This is a genomic window from Bradyrhizobium sp. WSM1253, from assembly GCF_000244935.1.
Lineage (GTDB): Bacteria > Pseudomonadota > Alphaproteobacteria > Rhizobiales > Xanthobacteraceae > Bradyrhizobium > Bradyrhizobium canariense.
The window spans coordinates 7701039-7718121 of the sequence record NZ_JH600073.1; the positions used below are offsets into that span (position 1 = coordinate 7701039).

The following is a 17083-nucleotide window of genomic DNA, read 5'->3' on the forward strand; positions in this document are numbered from 1 at the left end:
ATCCTTGGCCGTTTTGCGCCTTGCAGCCGCGTCGGCCATAGTCTCCCGCGCAACTACGGAGGTGACCACGATGCTTCGATCCATCTTTTCCGCCATCAAGTCCGCGCTCGGACGGCTCTTCGGGGGTCCGTTCGCGTTCCTCTGGGAGCTGGTGCTGATGCCCGCCAGGCTCGCCGATCGTGTGATCGGCGGCGGCGTGCCGGCCCCGCCGATCGGCGACGGACCCAACGCCCGCGCGCTCAAGGACGCGATCGCCTCGGAGGTTTCCATGGCGACCAACCACGACAAGGTGTCGCGCGCGGTGCTCACCTGGGCGGCGGACTCGATCCTCGCCGATCGGCCGGCGCCGGTGCCGCTCTGGCTGCCGCGGGACGTGAAGTCGTGGCTGCCCGGTCTGTCGCGGACCGAGTGCGAAACGCTGATTTCCTCGGACAAACCGGCGATTTCCGCGCACGTCAGGAATATCTACCAGCTCAAGGGCGTGCGGCGGGTGCAGCCGCTGCAGGCCGAGACGTGGCCCCCGGTGCCGCTCTACGTCGAGCCGACACCGGGGTTCGCGCACTACGCCGCCTCGTTGCCGCCGCGGCCGATCAAGACGCGCCGGCGCGCGGCCTGATGCTTCGCCTGCTCGAGGCGGAGCTCCTCGACCTCGCGACCGGCGCGCTCGAGCTTGAACTCGGTCAGCTCGAGGATCGCTTCGAGCTCGGCGCGCCGGAACGCCTCCCAGCGGGACGCGCGTTGGGAGGCGGCGTTCCGCAGGCCGGCGCCGAGAGCGCTCGCCAACATGCACGCGCCTCCGAGCGCTCCGCACGCGAAGCTGTTGGGGTTGAAGTCGGTGTGACCTTTGCTCATTCGGGGTCTCCTTCTTGACCGTTAGTGGACTACGATGTCCAATACATATTGACATACGCAGTACACGACGGTTGTTGACGGCTGGTAAGATCGGCGGCTCGCTTTTTAAGGATCTGGCCGATTTCGAGTCCTAGAACGGGAGAGGCACCCATGACGGATACCGAGAACCTGGCCGCCGGAGCGCTGTCCGCCGGCATCGACCTGATCGTTCCGCCGCCGACGATGTCGGACATCAAGGCGACCGCCGCCGAGCTGCTGGCGCACATCGAAGACATCCACATGTCGACGGAGGGAAGCCTCTGGCTGAAGAACGCGCGCGCCAACGTCAGGGCCGTGCTGCTTTGCATCGATAGCCACCTCGCTGAGTTCGAGGAGAAGGCGAAGGCCGAGGTCGCCAAGATCGAGGCCAAGCTCGACGAGCCGCCGTCGAAGGCGGACGCGGTCGCTCTCGGCTCGCTCATGCTCGGCGCGCTGATCATCTAGCGAGCTACCGGCGCCGCCATTGCCGGGGGCGGGCGGCGCCGGATCGTGGGGGCCTTCAAGAGGGCAGGGACTGGGAATGGGTGTCGCTGAGGAAATCGCACGCAAGCGCGCCGAGCTGGCCGGGTTCATCACCGCCAGCGCTGCCGCCGTGCTGTCGGAGCAAATGACGGAAGCAGAGCGCGGCGTCGTCGCGGTCGACCTTCTCCGTCTGATGATGGCCTCGGGGCTGCAGGCCCCGTCCGCGCCGATGATCGACGTCACGCCGGCGCCGGTGGCGCGGGTCGCGCCGCCCGTCGTCCGGCCGGTCGCGCAGCCGACCGCGGAGGCCCTGGTGGCGGCACTCACGCCGCCGAAGCGCCGCGGCGGAAACCGCAGGACGCGCCGGTTCACCGACGAGCAGCTGCTGGCCGCCATCGAGAAGCACGGCCGCGACAGCGCCGCGATCGCGGAAGAGCTCGGCGTGTCGAAAGCCTGGATCATCGTCGAGCGGCGCCGCCTCGGAGTGTCGGCGCCGGCGGGCGGCATTCCTCGTCCGGGCTCGGCGAAGCACGCCGTCCACGACTGGCCCATGGTCGACCTGCGCTGGACCGACGACAACGTCGCCAAGCTGCGCGAGATGGCCATGCGCATGCCGCGCACGCCGACCGCGGACATCGCCCGAGAGTTCGGCACGAGCGTCAACGCGATCCAGACCGCCATGTCGCGGTTCTCGATCACGAGGAATTCCGGCAACGAGCCCAATGATCTGTCCGCGATGAAGCCGCGCAAGTGCATGACGTGCCAGAAGCCGTTCGCGTCGGAAGGCATCCACAATCGCCGCTGCAACTCGTGCAAGTCGAACGACCACAGGATCGCCGCATGACCGGCAGCCCGCACGATCCGCTCTACGGGGTCACGCGCATCGACGAGAACGGCGCGCGCGACGTCATCGTGCGGTGGTCGGAGATGACGCCGGCGGAGCAGGCCGCCGCATGGCGCGACTACGAGAAGGCGTTCGGCCCGCCGGCGGACAAGAAGGATTCGAAGTGATGACCGATCAGAAGTTCTTCCTGACCGCGCAGCTCACGGGCAGCCTTGGTCCCGGCCGCATCGAAGGCATGGAAAAGCTGGAGCAACTCGGAGGCCTCTGCGCTGCACCGCCGGTGCTGTCTCGCGACGAACTGGCAGACCGGCTTTGCCTCCTCGGCGCCCATGACCACGCAGCGGCCGTTCGCCTGATGGATGAGGACGCCAAGTTCAGGCTCATCAGCGAGGGCCCCTACATTCTCGGGGACGACTGGGAGGGTGTGTCGTGAGGTTCCTCCTAGACCCCAGCCTGGATCGCGGCCGCGTCGTGATCAGCAAGGACCAGACCGTCATCGCCCTGGCGCCGACGGTCCAGGCGCTCGCGATCGTCTCGCGCGCCGTCGTCGTCGGCCACGAACTGCGCGCGCATCCCGACACGATGCCGCACGTGCGCCGGTGGATCATCGCCGACGCAAAGAGGAGGGCAGGCCTGTGAAGCTGCTAACGAACCCCGACATCCCGGCGGGCCGGGTCATGATCGCCCAGGACGGGAAGGATTCATCTGCCGCATCTCGGCGCTTATCTACGAGCCCGGCGAGGGCGACGACGACGTGCAGATCGTCGTGAACCCCGTCGATCTCGAGGTCGCAAAGGCGATGTGGTTCGAGGACAAGGGGAGGGTGCAGTGAGCGATCAGGCAAAGAATAGCTACGACGACGCGACCGGGATCATGTCGTTGCTCTTGGGCGGCCTCATTCTGATTGCGGTCGGCGTCGTTGGGGTCGTGGGTATGGCGGCGCAGGCTATCCACGAAGCTTACGGCCCGCTGCCGCTTCTCTGCATCAGCGTCGTCGCCGGTATCGGACTGGTCGCCCTCGGCAAGCGCGAGATCAGGAAGAGGCAGTAATGAGCGAGTTCAAGCTTCGGAACTGCGAGCTGTTTTTCCAGCCGGCTGACTCGGAGGAACTGGTCAGCCTCGGATCGTGCGATCCGAAAGACGTGCTGATGACCACCACCTTCGACTTCGGCGGAAAGAAGATCGCACAAAGCTTCCGGCCCGGTGACGACGTTTCCGTGAAAATGGCGACGAACGAGCTCGCCGCCCTGGTGATTGGACGGCGCGACCCGATGCTGATCACCGAGCATGGCGTCGACGAGCACGGGCGCTGGTACGCCAAGGCAGAGCCGAAGGCGCCGTGCCCTGAAGAGGAGAACTAGATGACCCCCACCCACACCGTCCCCGAGCGCCTGGCCATGCTGGTCTGCGCGCTCCTCTCCCTCGCCGTCGCCGCGTTCGTGCCGGCGCGCGTCTACCCGGTCCGGCATCTGCTCACGAAGGTCGAGGCCCAGTCCGCCATCGGGCTACTGCTCTCGGCGGCGCTGCTCATGCTCGGCGTCGCGCTGGTCGTCGACTGGCGGCGGAAGCGGAGGGACTGGCAGGCGTTCGAGCGAGAGTACGATGAGCGGATCGCAGAGTGGTGTCGGCTTCCCGCACTCGAGATTCCTAAGTCGATCGAGGAGGCGCTGGCTACACGGTGGTCGCCCGTCGAAGGCACCGGTCTGATTGTCCATGAGGACGGACGCACCGAAAGCAGGCTACCCGGGCGCTCGGACGACGAGCAGGTGGGCGAGTGCTACAGCGACTCTGAAATCTCTTCGCTGAGGCTGCAGCTGCAAGCAAGTAGCGAAGACGCGCTTGCGGCCGCCAAAAAGCACGGGGTTACCCTGATGCCGGCTATCGAGCTGCAGCGCCACCTGACCGCCGCGCTCGCCGTCCTGCTGCGCGAGCCGGCCCTGACCATCGATGCCTCGACGATGCGCATGCTCGCGAAGCACAAGGAAAGGCGGCCGGTGAAGAGGGACGAGAAGGGCCGCTGGAGGCGGGTGCAGTGATGCAGCTCCAGATGTTCGATCCACGCGTCACGCCGACGGCGACGAGGGAGATGCTGTCGGACGTTGGCCTGTGCGAGGCTATCGCCAACATGCGATACGACGCCGATTTTTCGCATGTCGACGTCGATGAGTCCGACTGGCCGTACGTCGAGCGCGTCGCCGAGATCGAGGGAAATCCTGTGTGGGCAGTCGACGACCATGGCCTGCGCTACGTCGTCATTCGCGGGCTTGTGTGGGGCGTCGCGGATCTGGCGCTCGCCGAGGCCGGCATCAGAACGGCGGCGCATAAGGCGTTCGCGCGGCTCGATGACGTTAACCATCATGGGGCCTGTGCAAAACGTGGAGAACCGGTGGACGCCGGCGCGCCGGCACATACCTAGCCGTCTCCACGGGGAGAGTTGCGTGAGCGGGGTCTACTACAATGAGCACGACGAAGACGCAGCGGGCTGGCTCGAGCGGCTTATCGCAGCTGGAGCTCTGCCTGCCGGCGACGTCGACCGGCGAGACGTCCAGGAAGTCCGTCCGGACGATCTCAAAGGATACGTATCAGCGCATTTCTTCGCCGGCATCGGGGGCTGGCCGCTCGCGCTGCGGAGCGTCGGATGGCGCGACGATCGACCTGTTTGGACCGCGTCCGTACCCTGTCAAGGATTCTCCCGTGCCGGAAAGCGTCTCGGCTTTGAAGATCCGCGACATCTGTGGCCTAAGTTCGCCCCGCTCGTCGAGGAGTGCCGCCCTGCAGTCCTCTTTGGAGAGCAGTCTACGGACTATCCTGCGTGGCTCCGACTTGTGCGAAGTGACCTGGAAGCCGTGGAATACGCCGTGGGGGCAATCCCTCTCGAAGCCAGTTGCGCGGGCGCGGAGCACGGACGGCCGCGATATTACTTTGTGGCCGACGCCGACGACGAGCAGAGGCGGTCCGAACAACAACAGCAAAAGCGTGCGCCTGAACGGGCATGGGACGAACACCGTTGGAGCGGTAAAGGCCTCGTTTTGGGGCACGCCGCGGGCATCGGCGGGCAGGAGCACGGCGAGCACGAAGGATCGCTCGCGCCTGGAGGACCAAGTGCTGGTGACGGCCTTCGATGGGTCGCAGACCGGCACGGCAAAGTGCGGCGCGCTCCACCCGGAATTCGCGGCCTGGCTCCTGATGTATCCGGACGCGTGGCTGTGGACGGCCCCGAAGGCAAAACGCTGATCTCTCGCGTCGCCGCGATCAAAGGATTCGGCAACGCGCTCGACCAGCGCGCGGCCCGTGCGTTCGTTGCAAGCTGCATGGACTTTTTGATACCGCTCTTCGGCCTGATTGGCATGGGGGCTATCGCCGCGGCCATCGCCATCGCGAGCTCCCCAGGCATCGGCTAGTCCTCCGCCAGCCCCTTGAAGCTCGGGTGCCGCAGGTACCCGTCGGCGGTGATGTCGCGATACTCGACGTGGGCGACGAGCGTCGGCTCGACGGCGCGGATGTGCCTCTTGGCGAACAGCTTCGCCTTCGGCGGCGGCAGCGCGTCCAGGCGCCGGCGCAGGTCGGCCGATACCTTCATCGAAAATCCGGTGCCGACCTTGCCGACGTAGGTCAGCTTCTTGCCCTCGCGGCGGGCGACGTGCAGGGCCGCGATGCCGCCCATGGCCGGCACGTAGCCGACGATCGGGAAGGCTTCCTTCTTCGACGTCTTGATCTTCTGCCAGCTGTCGCTGCGGTCGCCGCTGCGGTACGGCGCATCCGCCCGCTTCGACACGATGCCTTCCCAGTTCAGCTTCGCGGCCCCTTCGAACATCGCGGCGCCGTCGTCCATGTGATCGCTGAACAGGATCGGCGGCCCGAGACCGGGCCGCTCGATCAGCTCCCGCAGCAGCCGCTTGCGCTCCCGCAGCGCGACGCCGCGCAGGTCGTGGCCGTCGAGGTGCAGCAGGTCGAACGCGTAGTAGACCATGCGGTCGTGCCGGCCGGCGGCCAGGTCGGCCTGCAGCGCGCCGAAATCGGTCCTTTCGCCGACCACGACCACGATCTCGCCGTCGATCACGGCCTGGTCGATGCCGGCGCCGGCCAGCTCGGCGGCGACGGTCGGGAAGCGCTTCGTCCAGTCCAGGCCGGACCGCGTGAAGATGCGGGTGCCGTCGGCGGAAACGTGGGCCTGGGCGCGGTAGCCGTCTAACTTGATCTCGTGGAGCCAGGCGGCGCCCGTGGGCGGCTTCGGCTTCAACGTGGCGAGCTGGGGCGGGATGAATCCAGGCATGGCCGACGGCGCGGCGCCCTCGACTTTACGCAATACCGGGACTGTCGGGGAACGCCTACGCTTCACCATCGGAGTCCCGATATAGGACTCTAACCCACTGAATCCGAGTCGTTTTCGACTGATAACTGGGGGAAATCCTTGGGCCGAATCCTTGCCGGGCGGAACCGCGATCGTCATCCTGCCGGGTAGCTGATTCGCAACCCAAGGTACCGCATGGCCGCCGATGATCCGGATTTCGCGAGCTGGCTCCCCGTGATCGGGAAGAGCCTGGCGTATCTGTGCATGGCCGACGCCATCAAGCACGACCCCGACCGCTTCAAGGAGACGCTGCCCAGAGTGGACTTCCTGGAAGCGCTCGGTCTCTCGCACGAAGACGCATCGAAGGCAGCCGGATCCACCCCGGGCTCCGTCCGCGTCCTGAAGTTCAACCGCGACAAGAAGGCGAAGAATGGCAAAAAAGGCAGCAAGAAAGCGCGCGCCAGCCGCTGAGGGCGCGGAAGACAAGTCGTCGCCGGCGCTCGACAAGATCGCGGGGCTGCTGGCGCTGATCGCGACCAAGGAGCTGGACACGGATACGGCGGCGCTGAAGCTCGTGGCCTGCGGGTTCTCCGCGCGCGAGATCTCCGGCCTGCTCGACGTCGGCCCGAACTACGTCAACGTCGCCCGCCACCGCAAGAAGAACAAATAGCGTGGCACGCATCAACCCGCAGCTGATCGAGCGCCTCGCCACCAGGCTAGGAATCACGCCTAAGGCCGTCTACCGGCATGTCCAGGGCGTCGTGAACGAGACCGGTCTGGAGCGGCACCTGGCCGCCCTGCTGCTGGCGATGCGCAACAAGGACATCAACGTGACCCGGCTGTCGACGGCCGACGAGCGCGCGGCGGTGAGCGGCTGGCTCGGCGGCGGCCACCGGCGCCGGGATCCGGAAGAGCCGCGACCGGCCGAGCCGGCACGACGTGCGGCGGCGCCGGCGAAGAAGTCCAAGCAGCGGCCCACCCGGGGCAAGACGATCTTCGTGGTGCACGGCCGCGACCAGGCGCTGCGCGACTCCATGTTCGGCTTCCTCCGCGCCGCCGGCCTGGAGCCGATTGAGTGGGAGGAGGCCGTGCGGCGCGCCCGCCGTGGCGCCAATCCGTTCGTCGGCGATCTGATCGAGCGCGTCATGGATCAGGCGCAAGCGGTCTTGGTGATGTTCTCTCCGGACGACATGGTGCAGCTGCGCGACGTCTTCGTCGACCGGCACGAACGCAACACCGAGGGCAAGCTGCAGGGGCAGGCGAGACCAAACGTTCTGTTCGAGGCCGGCCTAGCGATGGGAGCGCACGCAGAGAAGACGGTGCTCGTGCAGGTCGGGCACGTGAAGCAATTTTCCGACATCGGCGGACGGCACATGTTGCGCTTCAACGGCTCCGCCGCCAGCCGGCACGATCTCATCGGACGCTTGCGGATGCTCCGCTGCGATCTCGAGGTCGAGGGCCGCCGCGATTGGCTCGAGGTCGGCACGTTCGCGCCCACCGAGCGTAAGCCCGCAAAAAAATCGAAGCGCTGATTGCAGGGCATATCCTGCAATCCCGTCGTTCGATCGGATTTTGCAGGGTATAGCAGGCAAATTAACCATCTAAGGGAAGCTAACTTTTCTTCGCGCGCGTGATTCACGCTGACGTGAATCAAATGCCGCTTGCGCCTTTCTCCAATCTGTAGGCAGAATGACTACATGAGACGGAGCGATGTCGCGACGTCGAGAGGAGATCAGACCCATGGCCGATCGCGACCAGTCCATCAACAACATCGAGAACCTCTATGGCTGCCCCGGGGCTAACTACAGCACAGATAATGGGGAGCGCCTCTTGATCGAACTGTTCGAGGAGCATGGCGGTCTGTCGCTGCTGAGCGACGAAGCGGTCGCAAAGCTGGCTGAACTGCACCTGCGCGAGGACGCGCGCACGGCGAGCCGATACGAACGCCGCGCATAACGCTACTCACATCGACCTCGCGCCCGGCGGCCTAGCGGCCCACCGGGCTCGCGGCCGTAGAAGCGCCGCCGGCGTGGCGCGAGAGGAGGAAACAGTATGGCTTCTCGGGTTCACTACAATCTGACGAACGTCGAAACCGGCGAGGTCCTCGTCGACGGCACCCCGGCCGACCTGAACGTCGTCTGCGAACGCCTCGGGATCACGGTCGGCGACATGTACGACGCCCTCGACGACGGGCAGGTGACCGGGTCTGTGACGATCAAGGGCGACGTGGTCGAGACGTGGCCCAAGGCCGTCTGACAGCCATCCACATCGACCTCACGCCCGGCGCCGAAAGGCTACCGGGCTCGGGGCGTCAGGAGCGCCGCCGTCGCGGCGCCGAGCAGGAGAGCAGACATGAACCATCGCAAGCGCGGCGACGATATCTCCCATGAAAGCATGGAGGCCGTCGTGGACACGGTTTTCGGCGTTGCGACCGAACCAGTCGCCAAGATCCTGGACGCAGAGCTGAGTGCCGGAATTCGCGATCGCATCAGGGCGGTGGCGGTCGCCGAATTCAACCGCGAGTTCGACGACTTCAAGTGGCTCCAGAAGGTGTTCGCGCGCTGCCGGGCGGACTTCGTTCCTGCGTCCGAGTAGGCAACCAGCATCGACCTCACGCCCGGCGGCCGGCGACGGCCCACCGGGCTCGGGGCCGTAGAGGAGAACGGTCATGGACGCGATTCAGATTTGCCTGGGAATGCTGGCGGGATTGCTCGCCTTGATCTCGGTTTCGGTCATGGCGTTCGAGTTCTCGAACCTCGTCGCCGACTACGCCGCGCTGCGGCACTACGACCGCGAACACAAGGAGGGCAGGAAGAAGTGGTGAAGCAGACGAGGGCGGACCGCATCAAGGCAGCGTCCGAGCTGGCGTTCGGCCCGCGCGGCCTGACGAAGATGGCGGCTGCGGCGGGGGTCTCGAAGCAGTTGATGGCGTTCATCGTCGCCGGCGACCGCGATGTCACCGACGATGTCTACAGCCGCGTCGCCGACGCACTGCGCACGGAAGCTGGCCGCATGACGAAGGCGGCCGGAAAGATCGAAGCAATGGCGTCCGCGATGGTCGCCGAACTGAAGGAGTAGGGACCATGACTGAGAAGATGCTGCTCACCGACGCGATCGGGGCCATCGACGACGCCGGTTTCGGGCGTGACAGCGAGCTGGGCGAGGTCGTCTACAAGATCGATCAGAGCGAAGGCGGACGATCGCTGTTCGTGAGCGTGCGCTCAGCCGACGATCCCGAGACCGAGTGGATGTCGTTCGGCGTGGACGCTCGCGGGCGCCTGACCGTACTCACGGCGGAGGAATTTCACGCCCGGCTCGAGAAGATGGTCGATCGATTGCGCAAGGCCAAGGATTCCGCTCCGAGCATGTGAGCCACACGGCAGGGACGCCGAAGCCCCGGATCACTCCGGGGCTTTTTCTTTGGTGGCGTAGCGGCGGCGCCTGATCTCGGCGGCCATCAGATCGCGGTCGAGGAGGGTGCGGTCCTCCTTGATGGCTTCGGCGGTCCGCTCCTCGCACCACTTGATCCACAAATTCATCATCTCGCGCTTGCGGGCGATCTGCGGGTCGCTGCTGTAGAATTGACTGGTGACGTTGTCGGGCTCGGTGCCCTCAAGGTGATCCAGGATGATGCCGGCTTCACCGGCCGCGAAACCAAGCTTTGCTTCGCCGAACGTAGCAAACGCATATCGCACGCCGTGCGGCGACCAATTAACGCCGGGCATCGCGTCGAGGTAGTCGTTGAACAGACCGGCCTCGGCATGCGGCCGATCGGAGCGGTTCGTCTTGCCCGCGGGGAACAGCCAGTTCGTGTCGTCGGCTTTCGCAAGCTGTTCGAGCCGAGCGACGGCCGTCGCGGTGAATCCTATGCAGGGCACCAGGTGCGCGCGGCTTCCTCTTTTGGTCCCGGATTTTCTGAAGTATGGCGGCACAAGCCACATCGCCTCGTCGCCGACAGCTTCCAAGTCGTCGGCGCTCGCGCCTGTCACCGTGCGCCGGCGCTGCGCGGTTCCGATCAGCAGCTCCAGCCCCAGTCCGATGCGCTCCGGCAGGCAGCCGCAGCGGGCGATGGCGAGCGCGCGGCCGATCTCGACCGGGGGCGGCGGGGCGGTGTTCTTCGCTTTCTGCTCGGGGGGCTTGGCCTCCGGCCTGGCCCGCTTCGGCTCGCCGACCTCGACCCGGGTGGCGTCCTGGGCGGAGAGCCTCACCATGACGCCGTCGGGGACCGAGGTGTCGTCCTGCCGCACGGGCTCCGAAAGCCAATTCCACATGCGCTTGACGACGCGGACCATGCCCTTGGCCATCGTCTCGGCGCCGCGCGCATGGACGGCGGAGATCGCCTTGGCCATCTCGTTGCGCGTGATCTCGCTGACCAGGCGCCCGCTGAAGCGGTCCAGCTCGGTCGGCTGCAATTTCCCACGGTAGTCCCGGTGCGTGTCTTCGCGGCGCGTCCGCAGCACCTCCGCCAGGAAGTTCGTCTTCGCGACCTCCCAGGTCCACGACGGCGGCTTCGGCGGCTCCGGCTTGGCCGCCTCGGCCCTCTCGGCTGCGATCTTGAGATGCGTCTCGATCGACACGCCGGTCGCGAGCGCCGCGAGGTAGTGCTCCGGGTTGATGTTGTTGCGCGCCATCTGCCGGACCTGGCCGGCGCGGGCGCGGGCGGTGTCGAGGGAGAGGCCGCCTACGTCGTCCTGGCCGGCGACGGCGGGCCCGAGGTCGAACCGTGTGCGCTTGCCGTGCAGCATCGTCCGCATCGACCAGTTGACCCCTAAGGGCCGCACGCGCAGCTCCAGGCCGGCTACGCGGCCATCCGAGACGTCGTAGGACCGCTTGCGCCGGTCCTTGAGCGCCTGTTCGATCGTCTTCTGCGTGATGTATTCCGCCACCCGACCCCCCCCCTTGCCCCCGCCCGAAAACCGGGGGCAGACAGGGGGCAAAATGCCCGATCGGGGCAAGGAGTCAACGGACCCGCTCCTGGCTTCAACAACTGCGCGATTCAGGGTTAACCCGCTGGGATCGCGAATGCATTCCTGACGCCTTAGCTTCCCACTAATCCTTCCAAAGGTAGCTGATCTTTCAAACCCTCGTTGACTGTAAATCAGCCGCCTTATGGCTTCGCAGGTTCGAGTCCTGCCTCCCCCACCACGCTTCGCCCTTCGGGCTTCGCGTGGCGCAGCCAACGTGATGCGCGAAGGACGGAGCGTGGTGTCCGGCGAAGCCCGTAGGGCGAAGACGGACTGAGCGGATCCGATCGCCTTACCCCATCATCTCGCGCACCATCGGCACCACCTTCCGGCCGTAGAGCTCAATGCTCTTCATCAGCTTCCCATGCGGCAGCGGGCCCGCTGAATACTTCAGCTGAAACCGCGAAATGCCGAGTGCCTTGGCGGTCTTGGCGATCTTGCGCGCGACCGTCTCCGGCGAGCCGACATAGAGCGAACCGTGCTCGGCCTCATTGACGAACTCGTCGCGGCCCATCGGTGGCCAGCCGCGTTCCTTGCCGATGCGGTCGCGCATCGCCTTGTAGTCGGGCCACAGCTCCTCGCGCGCCTGTTCGTCGGTCTCGGCGACATAGCCGGGCGAATGCACGCCGATCGGCTGGGCCGGGCGGCCGAACTCCCTGAACGCGCGGTGAAAGAGATCGACGAAGGGCGCGAAGCGCGCGGGATCGCCGCCGATGATCGCGAGCATCAAGGGCAGGTCGTAATGCGCGGCGCGCACCACCGATTGCGGACTGCCGCCGACGCCGATCCAGGTCCTGAGCGTGCCGTTCGCGACCGGGGGATAGACCAGCTGTCCCTTGAGCGGCGGACGCAGCTTGCCTTCCCAGGTCACCGGCTTCTGCGACAGCAGCGCTGCGAACAGATCGAGCTTCTCTTCGAACAGCGCTTCGTAAGCCCGCAGGTCGAAACCGAACAGCGGAAAGGATTCGGTGAATGAGCCGCGGCCGAGGATCACCTCGGCGCGCCCGTTCGAGAGCGCGTCCAGCGTGGCAAAGCGCTGGAAGACGCGGATCGGATCATCCGAGCTCAGCACCGTCACGGCCGAACCGAGATGGATGCGCCTGGTCCGCGACGCGATGGCGGCCAGCACGGTCTCAGGGGAGGAGATCGCGAAGTCGGCGCGGTGATGTTCGCCGAGGCCGATGAAGTCGAGGCCGAGCTCGTCGGCCAGCACCGCTTCGTCGACGACGTTGCGGATCACCTGCGCGTGCGGAAGCATCGCGCCGGAGGTATCTGTGGTGACGTCGCCAAAGGTGTCCAGTCCGAATTCAAGCGGTGCGGTCATTGATGAGGTCTCTGCGGGCGCGGCTTGCGCGCCTGTCACTGGGGGAGGGGATTGGTTTGGTTGGAGCTAAGCAGCCGGGTCTGATGCGCAATGCTGCTTCGAGAAACCCATTGTTTCCCTTTCTTCTTGGTGTCGGGGGGGGGGCCGCGGCTTCAGTCGGACCTGGCGAACATCTCGACCAGGGTCTCGCGCAGCCAGCGCTGCGCCGGCACGGTGTCGTTGCGCTGGTGCCAGAACAGGCTGACGATGCGCGGCGGCGCCTTGAGCGGAAGCGGCATGGCGTGCAGGAACGGCGCGTGCCGGGATTGCGAGCGCAAATCGCTCGGCAGCACCGCAATCAGGTCGGACTGGCGCACCACCTCGTAGGCGGCGCTGTAGTGATTGACGGTCGCGACCAGGTTGCGCGATAGCCCGCGCGAGGCGAGGAAGAGGTCGTAGGACGGCAAGGTCTTGCCGGCGAGGCTCACATCGACATGCCCCGCGTTGAGGAAGCTGCGCGTGCTCAGCCGCTTCATCGCCGCGAGCGGATGGCCGCGCCGCATGAAACAGGCGTAGTCGACGGTCCACAGCGAGCGCGAGCGGATGGCGGCCGGCTGCTGCGCCTCGTTGACATAGACGCTGAGCACGCAATCAACGCGATTGTCTTCGAGCTGGTCGGCGATCTCCACGACGGTGTTGGGAACGGTGTGGATTCGCGCCTTGGGCGCGACCTTGCCGAAATGGTTCAGCAGGTTCGGCATCACCAGCGAGGCGACGTAATCCGACATCGACAGGCTGAACTCTGTCTGCGCACGGTGCGGGTCGAACACCTGCTCGTCGAGCGCGCCGCGGACGGTTTCGAGCGCTTCGCCGATCGGCTCCCACAGCACCACGGCGCGCTGGGTCGGACGGATGCCGGTGCCGGACCTGACGAACAGGGGATCGCCGAGCGCGTCCCGCAGGCGTGCGAGCGCGTTGCTGACCGCCGGCTGCGTCATCAGAAGCGCGTTGGCGGCGCGCGTGACGCTGCCCTCGGTCATCAGGGCCTCGAAGACTTTCAGCAGGTTGAGGTCGAGCGTTCGGAACGACAGAACATTCACCACAGTGATGTACTAGATCATGATTATAAATTATGACGATAATATCTCCTTGTCTATGGTTCCCCAGGGATGAGCGGAGTGCCGGGCCGCCAGACAGAGGGGACTTTCATGTCGATGATTTCGGCGCGCATCGAGCGCCTTCCATTCGCGCGCTTCCACACACATCTGCTGCTGATGGGCGGGCTCGGCTACGCGTTCGACGCGATGGATGCAGCGGTGCTGGCGTTCATCCTGCCGGTGTTGCGCACGACCTGGAATCTGTCGAGCGTGCAGATCGGCGTGCTCGGCAGCAGCACCTATATCGGCTTCCTGTTCGGCGCGCTGCTGGCGGGCACGCTGGGTGACCTGATCGGCCGTCGTGCTGTGATGATGTCGGCGCTGGCGCTCTATTGCGTCGCATCCATCGTCAGCGCGGCGGTGAACGACTGGTCGTCCTTCTTCGCCGCCCGGGTCGTCGCGGGCATGGGCACCGGCGCGGAGAGCGCGATCATCGCACCTTATCTCGCAGAGTTCGTGGCGCGCCGCTACCGCGGCAGTTTCACGGGCGCGCTGGCCGGATTCTTCTCCTTCGGTTTCGTCGCGGCCGCCTTCCTCGGCTATTTCATCGTGCCCGCCTATGAGAACGGATGGCGCATCGTTCTGGTGATCACCGCGGTGCCGGTCGTCATGCTGCTGTGGTGGCGCAGGGCGCTGCCGGAATCGCCGCGCTGGCTGGAAAGCCGGGGCCGTGAGAAGGAAGCCGCAGCCGTGCTCGACAGGATTGAGGCCGGCTTTGCGAGCCAAGGCCATGTCCTGCCGCAACCGGTCGTCGAAGCCGCGGCGCCTGCCGTGACTGGTGGGACGCTGCTTGCCAATTTCGCCGCGCTCCTCGCCGGCCGCCAGGCGCGCATCACCATCATGACCTGGATCATGTGGCTTGCGATCACGTTCAGCTACTATTCCTTCTTCGTCTGGATCCCCGGCCTTCTGGTCCAGAACGGCATGAGCATCACCAAGAGCTTCGCCTATTCGATCGCGATCTATTGCGCGCAGATTCCCGGCTATTTCAGTGCCGCGTATTTCAACGAGCGCATCGGCCGGCAGGCGACCATCGCCTCCTACATGGTGCTTGGCGGCGCAAGCGCGCTCGGCCTCGCCTTCGCGCAGAGCGACCAGCACATCATGGTGGCGGGAATTCTACTGTCCTTCTTCATGAACGGCACCTATGCGGGCGTCTATGCCTATACCGCCGAGGTATTTCCGACGGCGGTCAGAACCACCGGCGCCGGGCTCGCTTCCGCGATCGGCCGCATCGGTGCGATCGTCTCGCCGATCCTGGTCGGCTATCTCTATCCCAATTTCGGCTTCGCCGGCGTCTTCGGCCTCACCACAAGCGTGCTGCTGTTAGGCGCGCTCACCGTGGTGCTGATGGGGGTGCCGACGCGCGGCCGTTCGCTGGAAGAGATTGCGGCGGGTGAAGTCGCATGAGGGAAACAAAACGCCGGTCCGATCCGCTGCTCTGCGCCGTGGCGGCCGCGCAGGGCAGGGCGGATCAGCCGGATGCCCTGTACTCGGCGCTGGACGACGCCTTGAAATCGGCGATCGGCCACAAGCTGTTCACGATCCTGACCTACGACGACGACACAAACGAAGCAGCGCGGGTGTATTCCAATCTTCCCGGACCTTACCCCGCGGGCGGACGTAAACGCCTGGCGGCGGGGCCGTGGACCGAGGCCGTGCTCGACCGCGGCGAGGCCTATATTGGCCGCACCGGCGACGATCTGCGCGAGGTGTTTTCCGATCACGAGCTGATTGCTTCGCTCGGCTGCGCGAGCGTGCTCAACATGCCCGTGCGCTGGCGCGGGCGCACGCTCGGCTCGCTCAATCTGCTCCATGAGGCAGCCTGGTACGGCGAGGACGATGTCTCTGCGTGTCTTCCATTCGCCCAGCTCGCTCTGCCCGCGCTGCTCATCCAGTCCTGATAAGACAGGAAGTCGTCATGTCCCGTGTGCTCTTCAAGAACGCCGCTCTGCTCGATCCGCTTCAGCCGGACCTCCTGGAGGATCATCATGTGCTGGTCGAGGACAGTCTGATCAAGGAGGTCTCCGATCGGCCGCTCCAGGTGGAAGCCGACCGCACCGTCGATCTGAAGGGCAAGACGCTAATGCCCGGCCTGATCGACCTGCATGTGCATGCGATCGCCGTCGAGCTCAATCTGGCGCAGCAGGTGCACATGCCGAACGTGCTGGTGACGCTGCGTTCGACACTGCTGCTGCGCGGCATGCTGCGGCGGGGCTTCACCACCGTGCGCGATGCCGGCGGTGCCGGCCATGCGCTGAAGCAGGCGATCGAGACCGGTCTCACCGACGGTCCGCGGCTGTTCGTCTCGGGACGTGCGCTCAGCCAGACCGGCGGCCACGGCGACATGCGGGCCCGCTCGGACTACCTCGCCAGCGACGCACCGTGCCCGTGCTGCGTGCGTGTCGGCGCACTGGCGCGCGTTGCCGATGGTGTCGATGGCGTGCGCAGGGCGGCGCGCGAGGAGCTCCAGATGGGCGCCGACCAGATCAAGATCATGGCCTCGGGCGGCGTCGCCTCACCGACCGACCCGGTCGGCGCCTTCGGCTACTCCGAGGACGAGATCCGCGCCATCGTCGAGGAGGCGCGCGGGCGTCAGACCTATGTGCTCGCCCACGCCTACACCGCTGCTGCGATCGAACGCGCCATTCGCTGCGGCGTGCGCACCATCGAGCACGGCAATCTGGTCGATGCTCCGACCGCGCAACTGATGGCCGAGAAGGGCGCCTATGTGGTGCCGACGCTCGTCACCTACGAGGCGCTGGCCAACGAGGGCGCCCAATACGGCCTGCCGCCCGAAAGCGTGGCCAAGATCGCCGATGTCCGCGACGCCGGCCTGCGTTCGCTCACGATCTATCGCGATGCCGGCGTGAAGATGGGGTTCGGCAGCGACCTGCTCGGACCGTCGCAGCGTCTGCAGAGCGACGAATTCCGCATCCGCGCCGAGATTCTCGGTCCGCGCGCCGTCATCGCCAGCGCGACATTGGTCGGCGCCGAGGTGCTCGGCATGGAAGGCAAGCTCGGGCGCATCATGCCCGAAGCCATTGCGGACCTGCTGGTGGTCGACGGCAATCCGCTGCGCGATGTTGCCTGCCTGCTCGGCCAGGGCGAGCACATCCCGATGGTGATGAAGGCAGGCAAGGTCCAGTTCGACCGGCTGGGCGCGTAGCC

General features: G+C 66.1%; 28 protein-coding genes. 23 read left to right on the forward strand and 5 right to left on the reverse strand.

Annotation, left to right across the window (positions count from 1 at the left end; translation table 11 throughout):
* The first annotated feature begins 70 nt into the window (after window positions 1-70).
* On the forward strand, window positions 71-616 hold the full coding sequence (locus tag BRA1253DRAFT_RS40645) for a hypothetical protein (protein WP_007602863.1): 546 nt from the start codon (window positions 71-73) through the stop codon (window positions 614-616).
* Here the strand turns inward: BRA1253DRAFT_RS40645 and BRA1253DRAFT_RS37205 are convergent.
* Window positions 562-852, reverse strand: coding sequence for a hypothetical protein (locus tag BRA1253DRAFT_RS37205; protein ID WP_007602865.1), 291 nt, complete (start codon window positions 850-852; stop codon window positions 562-564). The two genes, BRA1253DRAFT_RS40645 and BRA1253DRAFT_RS37205, sit on opposite strands and share 55 nt — an antisense overlap.
* 150 nt (window positions 853-1002) lie before the next feature.
* Between BRA1253DRAFT_RS37205 and BRA1253DRAFT_RS37210 the strand changes: the two genes are divergently transcribed.
* The 10 genes from BRA1253DRAFT_RS37210 to BRA1253DRAFT_RS42485 all read left to right on the forward strand — a co-directional run bounded on the left by BRA1253DRAFT_RS37210 (window position 1003) and on the right by BRA1253DRAFT_RS42485 (window position 5598).
* Window positions 1003-1335, forward strand: a complete 333-nt coding sequence (locus BRA1253DRAFT_RS37210) for a hypothetical protein (RefSeq protein ID WP_007602867.1) — start codon at window positions 1003-1005, stop codon at window positions 1333-1335.
* Between the two features lie 76 nt (window positions 1336-1411).
* Window positions 1412-2197, forward strand: a complete 786-nt coding sequence (locus BRA1253DRAFT_RS37215; protein ID WP_007602869.1) for a hypothetical protein — start codon at window positions 1412-1414, stop codon at window positions 2195-2197.
* Window positions 2194-2364, forward strand: coding sequence for a hypothetical protein (locus tag BRA1253DRAFT_RS44085; RefSeq protein ID WP_007602870.1), 171 nt, complete (start codon window positions 2194-2196; stop codon window positions 2362-2364). Before BRA1253DRAFT_RS37215 ends, BRA1253DRAFT_RS44085 begins: the two co-directional genes overlap by 4 nt.
* On the forward strand, window positions 2364-2630 hold the full coding sequence (locus BRA1253DRAFT_RS37220; RefSeq protein ID WP_007602871.1) for a hypothetical protein: 267 nt from the start codon (window positions 2364-2366) through the stop codon (window positions 2628-2630). The genes BRA1253DRAFT_RS44085 and BRA1253DRAFT_RS37220 overlap by 1 nt, the downstream gene beginning before the upstream one ends.
* Window positions 2627-2836, forward strand: a complete 210-nt coding sequence (locus BRA1253DRAFT_RS44090) for a hypothetical protein (protein ID WP_007602872.1) — start codon at window positions 2627-2629, stop codon at window positions 2834-2836. The genes BRA1253DRAFT_RS37220 and BRA1253DRAFT_RS44090 overlap by 4 nt, the downstream gene beginning before the upstream one ends.
* Window positions 2837-3025: 189 nt before the next feature.
* Complete coding sequence (locus tag BRA1253DRAFT_RS37225) at window positions 3026-3247, forward strand: hypothetical protein (protein ID WP_007602876.1); 222 nt, start codon at window positions 3026-3028, stop codon at window positions 3245-3247.
* Window positions 3247-3558 (forward strand): hypothetical protein, encoded by a 312-nt coding sequence (locus BRA1253DRAFT_RS37230; RefSeq protein WP_007602878.1) that lies wholly within the window; start codon window positions 3247-3249, stop codon window positions 3556-3558. The genes BRA1253DRAFT_RS37225 and BRA1253DRAFT_RS37230 overlap by 1 nt, the downstream gene beginning before the upstream one ends.
* The gene (locus BRA1253DRAFT_RS37235) at window positions 3559-4233 is read left to right on the forward strand and encodes a hypothetical protein (RefSeq protein WP_007602879.1); all 675 of its coding nucleotides are present in this window, start codon (window positions 3559-3561) and stop codon (window positions 4231-4233) included. It abuts the gene before it with no gap.
* Window positions 4233-4613, forward strand: a complete 381-nt coding sequence (locus BRA1253DRAFT_RS37240) for a hypothetical protein (RefSeq protein WP_245286118.1) — start codon at window positions 4233-4235, stop codon at window positions 4611-4613. Before BRA1253DRAFT_RS37235 ends, BRA1253DRAFT_RS37240 begins: the two co-directional genes overlap by 1 nt.
* A gap of 22 nt (window positions 4614-4635) precedes the next feature.
* The gene (locus BRA1253DRAFT_RS42485) at window positions 4636-5598 is read left to right on the forward strand and encodes a DNA cytosine methyltransferase (RefSeq protein ID WP_245286050.1); all 963 of its coding nucleotides are present in this window, start codon (window positions 4636-4638) and stop codon (window positions 5596-5598) included.
* Here BRA1253DRAFT_RS42485 and ligD read toward each other — a convergent pair.
* Window positions 5595-6539 carry a non-homologous end-joining DNA ligase gene (gene ligD, locus BRA1253DRAFT_RS37255; protein ID WP_007602882.1) on the reverse strand — a complete coding sequence of 315 codons (945 nt, stop codon included), beginning with the start codon at window positions 6537-6539 and terminating at the stop codon, window positions 5595-5597. The genes BRA1253DRAFT_RS42485 and ligD overlap by 4 nt on opposite strands.
* A gap of 144 nt (window positions 6540-6683) precedes the next feature.
* Between ligD and BRA1253DRAFT_RS37260 the strand changes: the two genes are divergently transcribed.
* From BRA1253DRAFT_RS37260 to BRA1253DRAFT_RS37295, 9 genes are all read left to right on the forward strand, one after another.
* Window positions 6684-6959: a hypothetical protein gene (locus BRA1253DRAFT_RS37260; RefSeq protein ID WP_007602883.1), complete on the forward strand. Its 276-nt coding sequence runs from the start codon at window positions 6684-6686 to the stop codon at window positions 6957-6959.
* Window positions 6919-7158 carry a hypothetical protein gene (locus BRA1253DRAFT_RS37265; RefSeq protein WP_007602884.1) on the forward strand — a complete coding sequence of 80 codons (240 nt, stop codon included), beginning with the start codon at window positions 6919-6921 and terminating at the stop codon, window positions 7156-7158. Before BRA1253DRAFT_RS37260 ends, BRA1253DRAFT_RS37265 begins: the two co-directional genes overlap by 41 nt.
* A 1-nt stretch (window position 7159) precedes the next feature.
* Window positions 7160-8020 (forward strand): TIR domain-containing protein, encoded by an 861-nt coding sequence (locus BRA1253DRAFT_RS37270; protein ID WP_007602885.1) that lies wholly within the window; start codon window positions 7160-7162, stop codon window positions 8018-8020.
* Between the two features lie 208 nt (window positions 8021-8228).
* Window positions 8229-8444 (forward strand): hypothetical protein, encoded by a 216-nt coding sequence (locus tag BRA1253DRAFT_RS37275; protein ID WP_007602886.1) that lies wholly within the window; start codon window positions 8229-8231, stop codon window positions 8442-8444.
* Between the two features lie 96 nt (window positions 8445-8540).
* Entirely contained in the window at window positions 8541-8744 is a 204-nt protein-coding gene (locus BRA1253DRAFT_RS37280; RefSeq protein ID WP_007602887.1) for a hypothetical protein, read from the forward strand.
* 96 nt (window positions 8745-8840) lie between these two features.
* Window positions 8841-9083, forward strand: coding sequence for a hypothetical protein (locus BRA1253DRAFT_RS37285; RefSeq protein WP_007602888.1), 243 nt, complete (start codon window positions 8841-8843; stop codon window positions 9081-9083).
* Window positions 9084-9156: 73 nt separating this feature from the next.
* On the forward strand, window positions 9157-9312 hold the full coding sequence (locus BRA1253DRAFT_RS44095; RefSeq protein WP_007602889.1) for a hypothetical protein: 156 nt from the start codon (window positions 9157-9159) through the stop codon (window positions 9310-9312).
* On the forward strand, window positions 9309-9566 hold the full coding sequence (locus BRA1253DRAFT_RS37290) for a hypothetical protein (RefSeq protein WP_051058500.1): 258 nt from the start codon (window positions 9309-9311) through the stop codon (window positions 9564-9566). The genes BRA1253DRAFT_RS44095 and BRA1253DRAFT_RS37290 overlap by 4 nt, the downstream gene beginning before the upstream one ends.
* Window positions 9567-9571: 5 nt before the next feature.
* Window positions 9572-9859, forward strand: coding sequence for a hypothetical protein (locus tag BRA1253DRAFT_RS37295; RefSeq protein ID WP_007602894.1), 288 nt, complete (start codon window positions 9572-9574; stop codon window positions 9857-9859).
* Between the two features lie 30 nt (window positions 9860-9889).
* On the opposite strand, the gene BRA1253DRAFT_RS44815 is transcribed toward BRA1253DRAFT_RS37295, so the two are convergent.
* The 3 genes from BRA1253DRAFT_RS44815 to BRA1253DRAFT_RS37310 all read right to left on the reverse strand — a co-directional run bounded on the left by BRA1253DRAFT_RS44815 (window position 9890) and on the right by BRA1253DRAFT_RS37310 (window position 13858).
* A complete protein-coding gene (locus BRA1253DRAFT_RS44815) occupies window positions 9890-11443 on the reverse strand; it encodes an integrase arm-type DNA-binding domain-containing protein (RefSeq protein WP_245286051.1) in 1554 nt (517 codons plus the stop codon).
* A gap of 301 nt (window positions 11444-11744) precedes the next feature.
* On the reverse strand, window positions 11745-12776 hold the full coding sequence (locus tag BRA1253DRAFT_RS37305; RefSeq protein WP_007602897.1) for an LLM class flavin-dependent oxidoreductase: 1032 nt from the start codon (window positions 12774-12776) through the stop codon (window positions 11745-11747).
* A 152-nt stretch (window positions 12777-12928) separates the two neighbouring features.
* Window positions 12929-13858, reverse strand: coding sequence for a LysR family transcriptional regulator (locus tag BRA1253DRAFT_RS37310; RefSeq protein ID WP_007602898.1), 930 nt, complete (start codon window positions 13856-13858; stop codon window positions 12929-12931).
* A gap of 105 nt (window positions 13859-13963) precedes the next feature.
* On the opposite strand from BRA1253DRAFT_RS37310, the gene BRA1253DRAFT_RS37315 reads away from it, so the two are divergent.
* From BRA1253DRAFT_RS37315 to BRA1253DRAFT_RS37325, 3 genes are read left to right on the forward strand one after another with little or no spacing between them, the layout of a single operon-like run.
* Entirely contained in the window at window positions 13964-15322 is a 1359-nt protein-coding gene (locus tag BRA1253DRAFT_RS37315) for an MFS transporter (protein ID WP_007602899.1), read from the forward strand.
* A complete protein-coding gene (locus BRA1253DRAFT_RS37320) occupies window positions 15319-15816 on the forward strand; it encodes a GAF domain-containing protein (protein ID WP_007602900.1) in 498 nt (165 codons plus the stop codon). Before BRA1253DRAFT_RS37315 ends, BRA1253DRAFT_RS37320 begins: the two co-directional genes overlap by 4 nt.
* 17 nt (window positions 15817-15833) lie before the next feature.
* Window positions 15834-17081 (forward strand): amidohydrolase family protein, encoded by a 1248-nt coding sequence (locus BRA1253DRAFT_RS37325; protein ID WP_007602901.1) that lies wholly within the window; start codon window positions 15834-15836, stop codon window positions 17079-17081.
* Window positions 17082-17083 lie beyond the last annotated feature (2 nt).

What these genes read in the sequence shown, in the direction of transcription:
- BRA1253DRAFT_RS44085 (WP_007602870.1), top strand. Translation starts at nt 2,194, where the DNA reads ATGACCGGCAGCCCGCACGATCCGCTCTACGGGGTCACGCGCATCGAC.
- BRA1253DRAFT_RS37325 (WP_007602901.1), top strand. Translation starts at nt 15,834, where the DNA reads ATGTCCCGTGTGCTCTTCAAGAACGCCGCTCTGCTCGATCCGCTTCAG.
- BRA1253DRAFT_RS37205 (WP_007602865.1), bottom strand. Translation starts at nt 852, where the DNA reads ATGAGCAAAGGTCACACCGACTTCAACCCCAACAGCTTCGCGTGCGGA.
- BRA1253DRAFT_RS37235 (WP_007602879.1), top strand. Translation starts at nt 3,559, where the DNA reads ATGACCCCCACCCACACCGTCCCCGAGCGCCTGGCCATGCTGGTCTGC.
- BRA1253DRAFT_RS37315 (WP_007602899.1), top strand. Translation starts at nt 13,964, where the DNA reads ATGTCGATGATTTCGGCGCGCATCGAGCGCCTTCCATTCGCGCGCTTC.
- BRA1253DRAFT_RS37265 (WP_007602884.1), top strand. Translation starts at nt 6,919, where the DNA reads ATGGCAAAAAAGGCAGCAAGAAAGCGCGCGCCAGCCGCTGAGGGCGCG.
- BRA1253DRAFT_RS37275 (WP_007602886.1), top strand. Translation starts at nt 8,229, where the DNA reads ATGGCCGATCGCGACCAGTCCATCAACAACATCGAGAACCTCTATGGC.
- BRA1253DRAFT_RS37280 (WP_007602887.1), top strand. Translation starts at nt 8,541, where the DNA reads ATGGCTTCTCGGGTTCACTACAATCTGACGAACGTCGAAACCGGCGAG.
- BRA1253DRAFT_RS37320 (WP_007602900.1), top strand. Translation starts at nt 15,319, where the DNA reads ATGAGGGAAACAAAACGCCGGTCCGATCCGCTGCTCTGCGCCGTGGCG.
- BRA1253DRAFT_RS37230 (WP_007602878.1), top strand. Translation starts at nt 3,247, where the DNA reads ATGAGCGAGTTCAAGCTTCGGAACTGCGAGCTGTTTTTCCAGCCGGCT.
- BRA1253DRAFT_RS37210 (WP_007602867.1), top strand. Translation starts at nt 1,003, where the DNA reads ATGACGGATACCGAGAACCTGGCCGCCGGAGCGCTGTCCGCCGGCATC.
- BRA1253DRAFT_RS37260 (WP_007602883.1), top strand. Translation starts at nt 6,684, where the DNA reads ATGGCCGCCGATGATCCGGATTTCGCGAGCTGGCTCCCCGTGATCGGG.
- BRA1253DRAFT_RS44095 (WP_007602889.1), top strand. Translation starts at nt 9,157, where the DNA reads ATGGACGCGATTCAGATTTGCCTGGGAATGCTGGCGGGATTGCTCGCC.
- BRA1253DRAFT_RS37215 (WP_007602869.1), top strand. Translation starts at nt 1,412, where the DNA reads ATGGGTGTCGCTGAGGAAATCGCACGCAAGCGCGCCGAGCTGGCCGGG.
- BRA1253DRAFT_RS37240 (WP_245286118.1), top strand. Translation starts at nt 4,233, where the DNA reads ATGCAGCTCCAGATGTTCGATCCACGCGTCACGCCGACGGCGACGAGG.
- ligD (WP_007602882.1), bottom strand. Translation starts at nt 6,539, where the DNA reads ATGGTGAAGCGTAGGCGTTCCCCGACAGTCCCGGTATTGCGTAAAGTC.
- BRA1253DRAFT_RS37305 (WP_007602897.1), bottom strand. Translation starts at nt 12,776, where the DNA reads ATGACCGCACCGCTTGAATTCGGACTGGACACCTTTGGCGACGTCACC.
- BRA1253DRAFT_RS37285 (WP_007602888.1), top strand. Translation starts at nt 8,841, where the DNA reads ATGAACCATCGCAAGCGCGGCGACGATATCTCCCATGAAAGCATGGAG.
- BRA1253DRAFT_RS37295 (WP_007602894.1), top strand. Translation starts at nt 9,572, where the DNA reads ATGACTGAGAAGATGCTGCTCACCGACGCGATCGGGGCCATCGACGAC.
- BRA1253DRAFT_RS37220 (WP_007602871.1), top strand. Translation starts at nt 2,364, where the DNA reads ATGACCGATCAGAAGTTCTTCCTGACCGCGCAGCTCACGGGCAGCCTT.
- BRA1253DRAFT_RS40645 (WP_007602863.1), top strand. Translation starts at nt 71, where the DNA reads ATGCTTCGATCCATCTTTTCCGCCATCAAGTCCGCGCTCGGACGGCTC.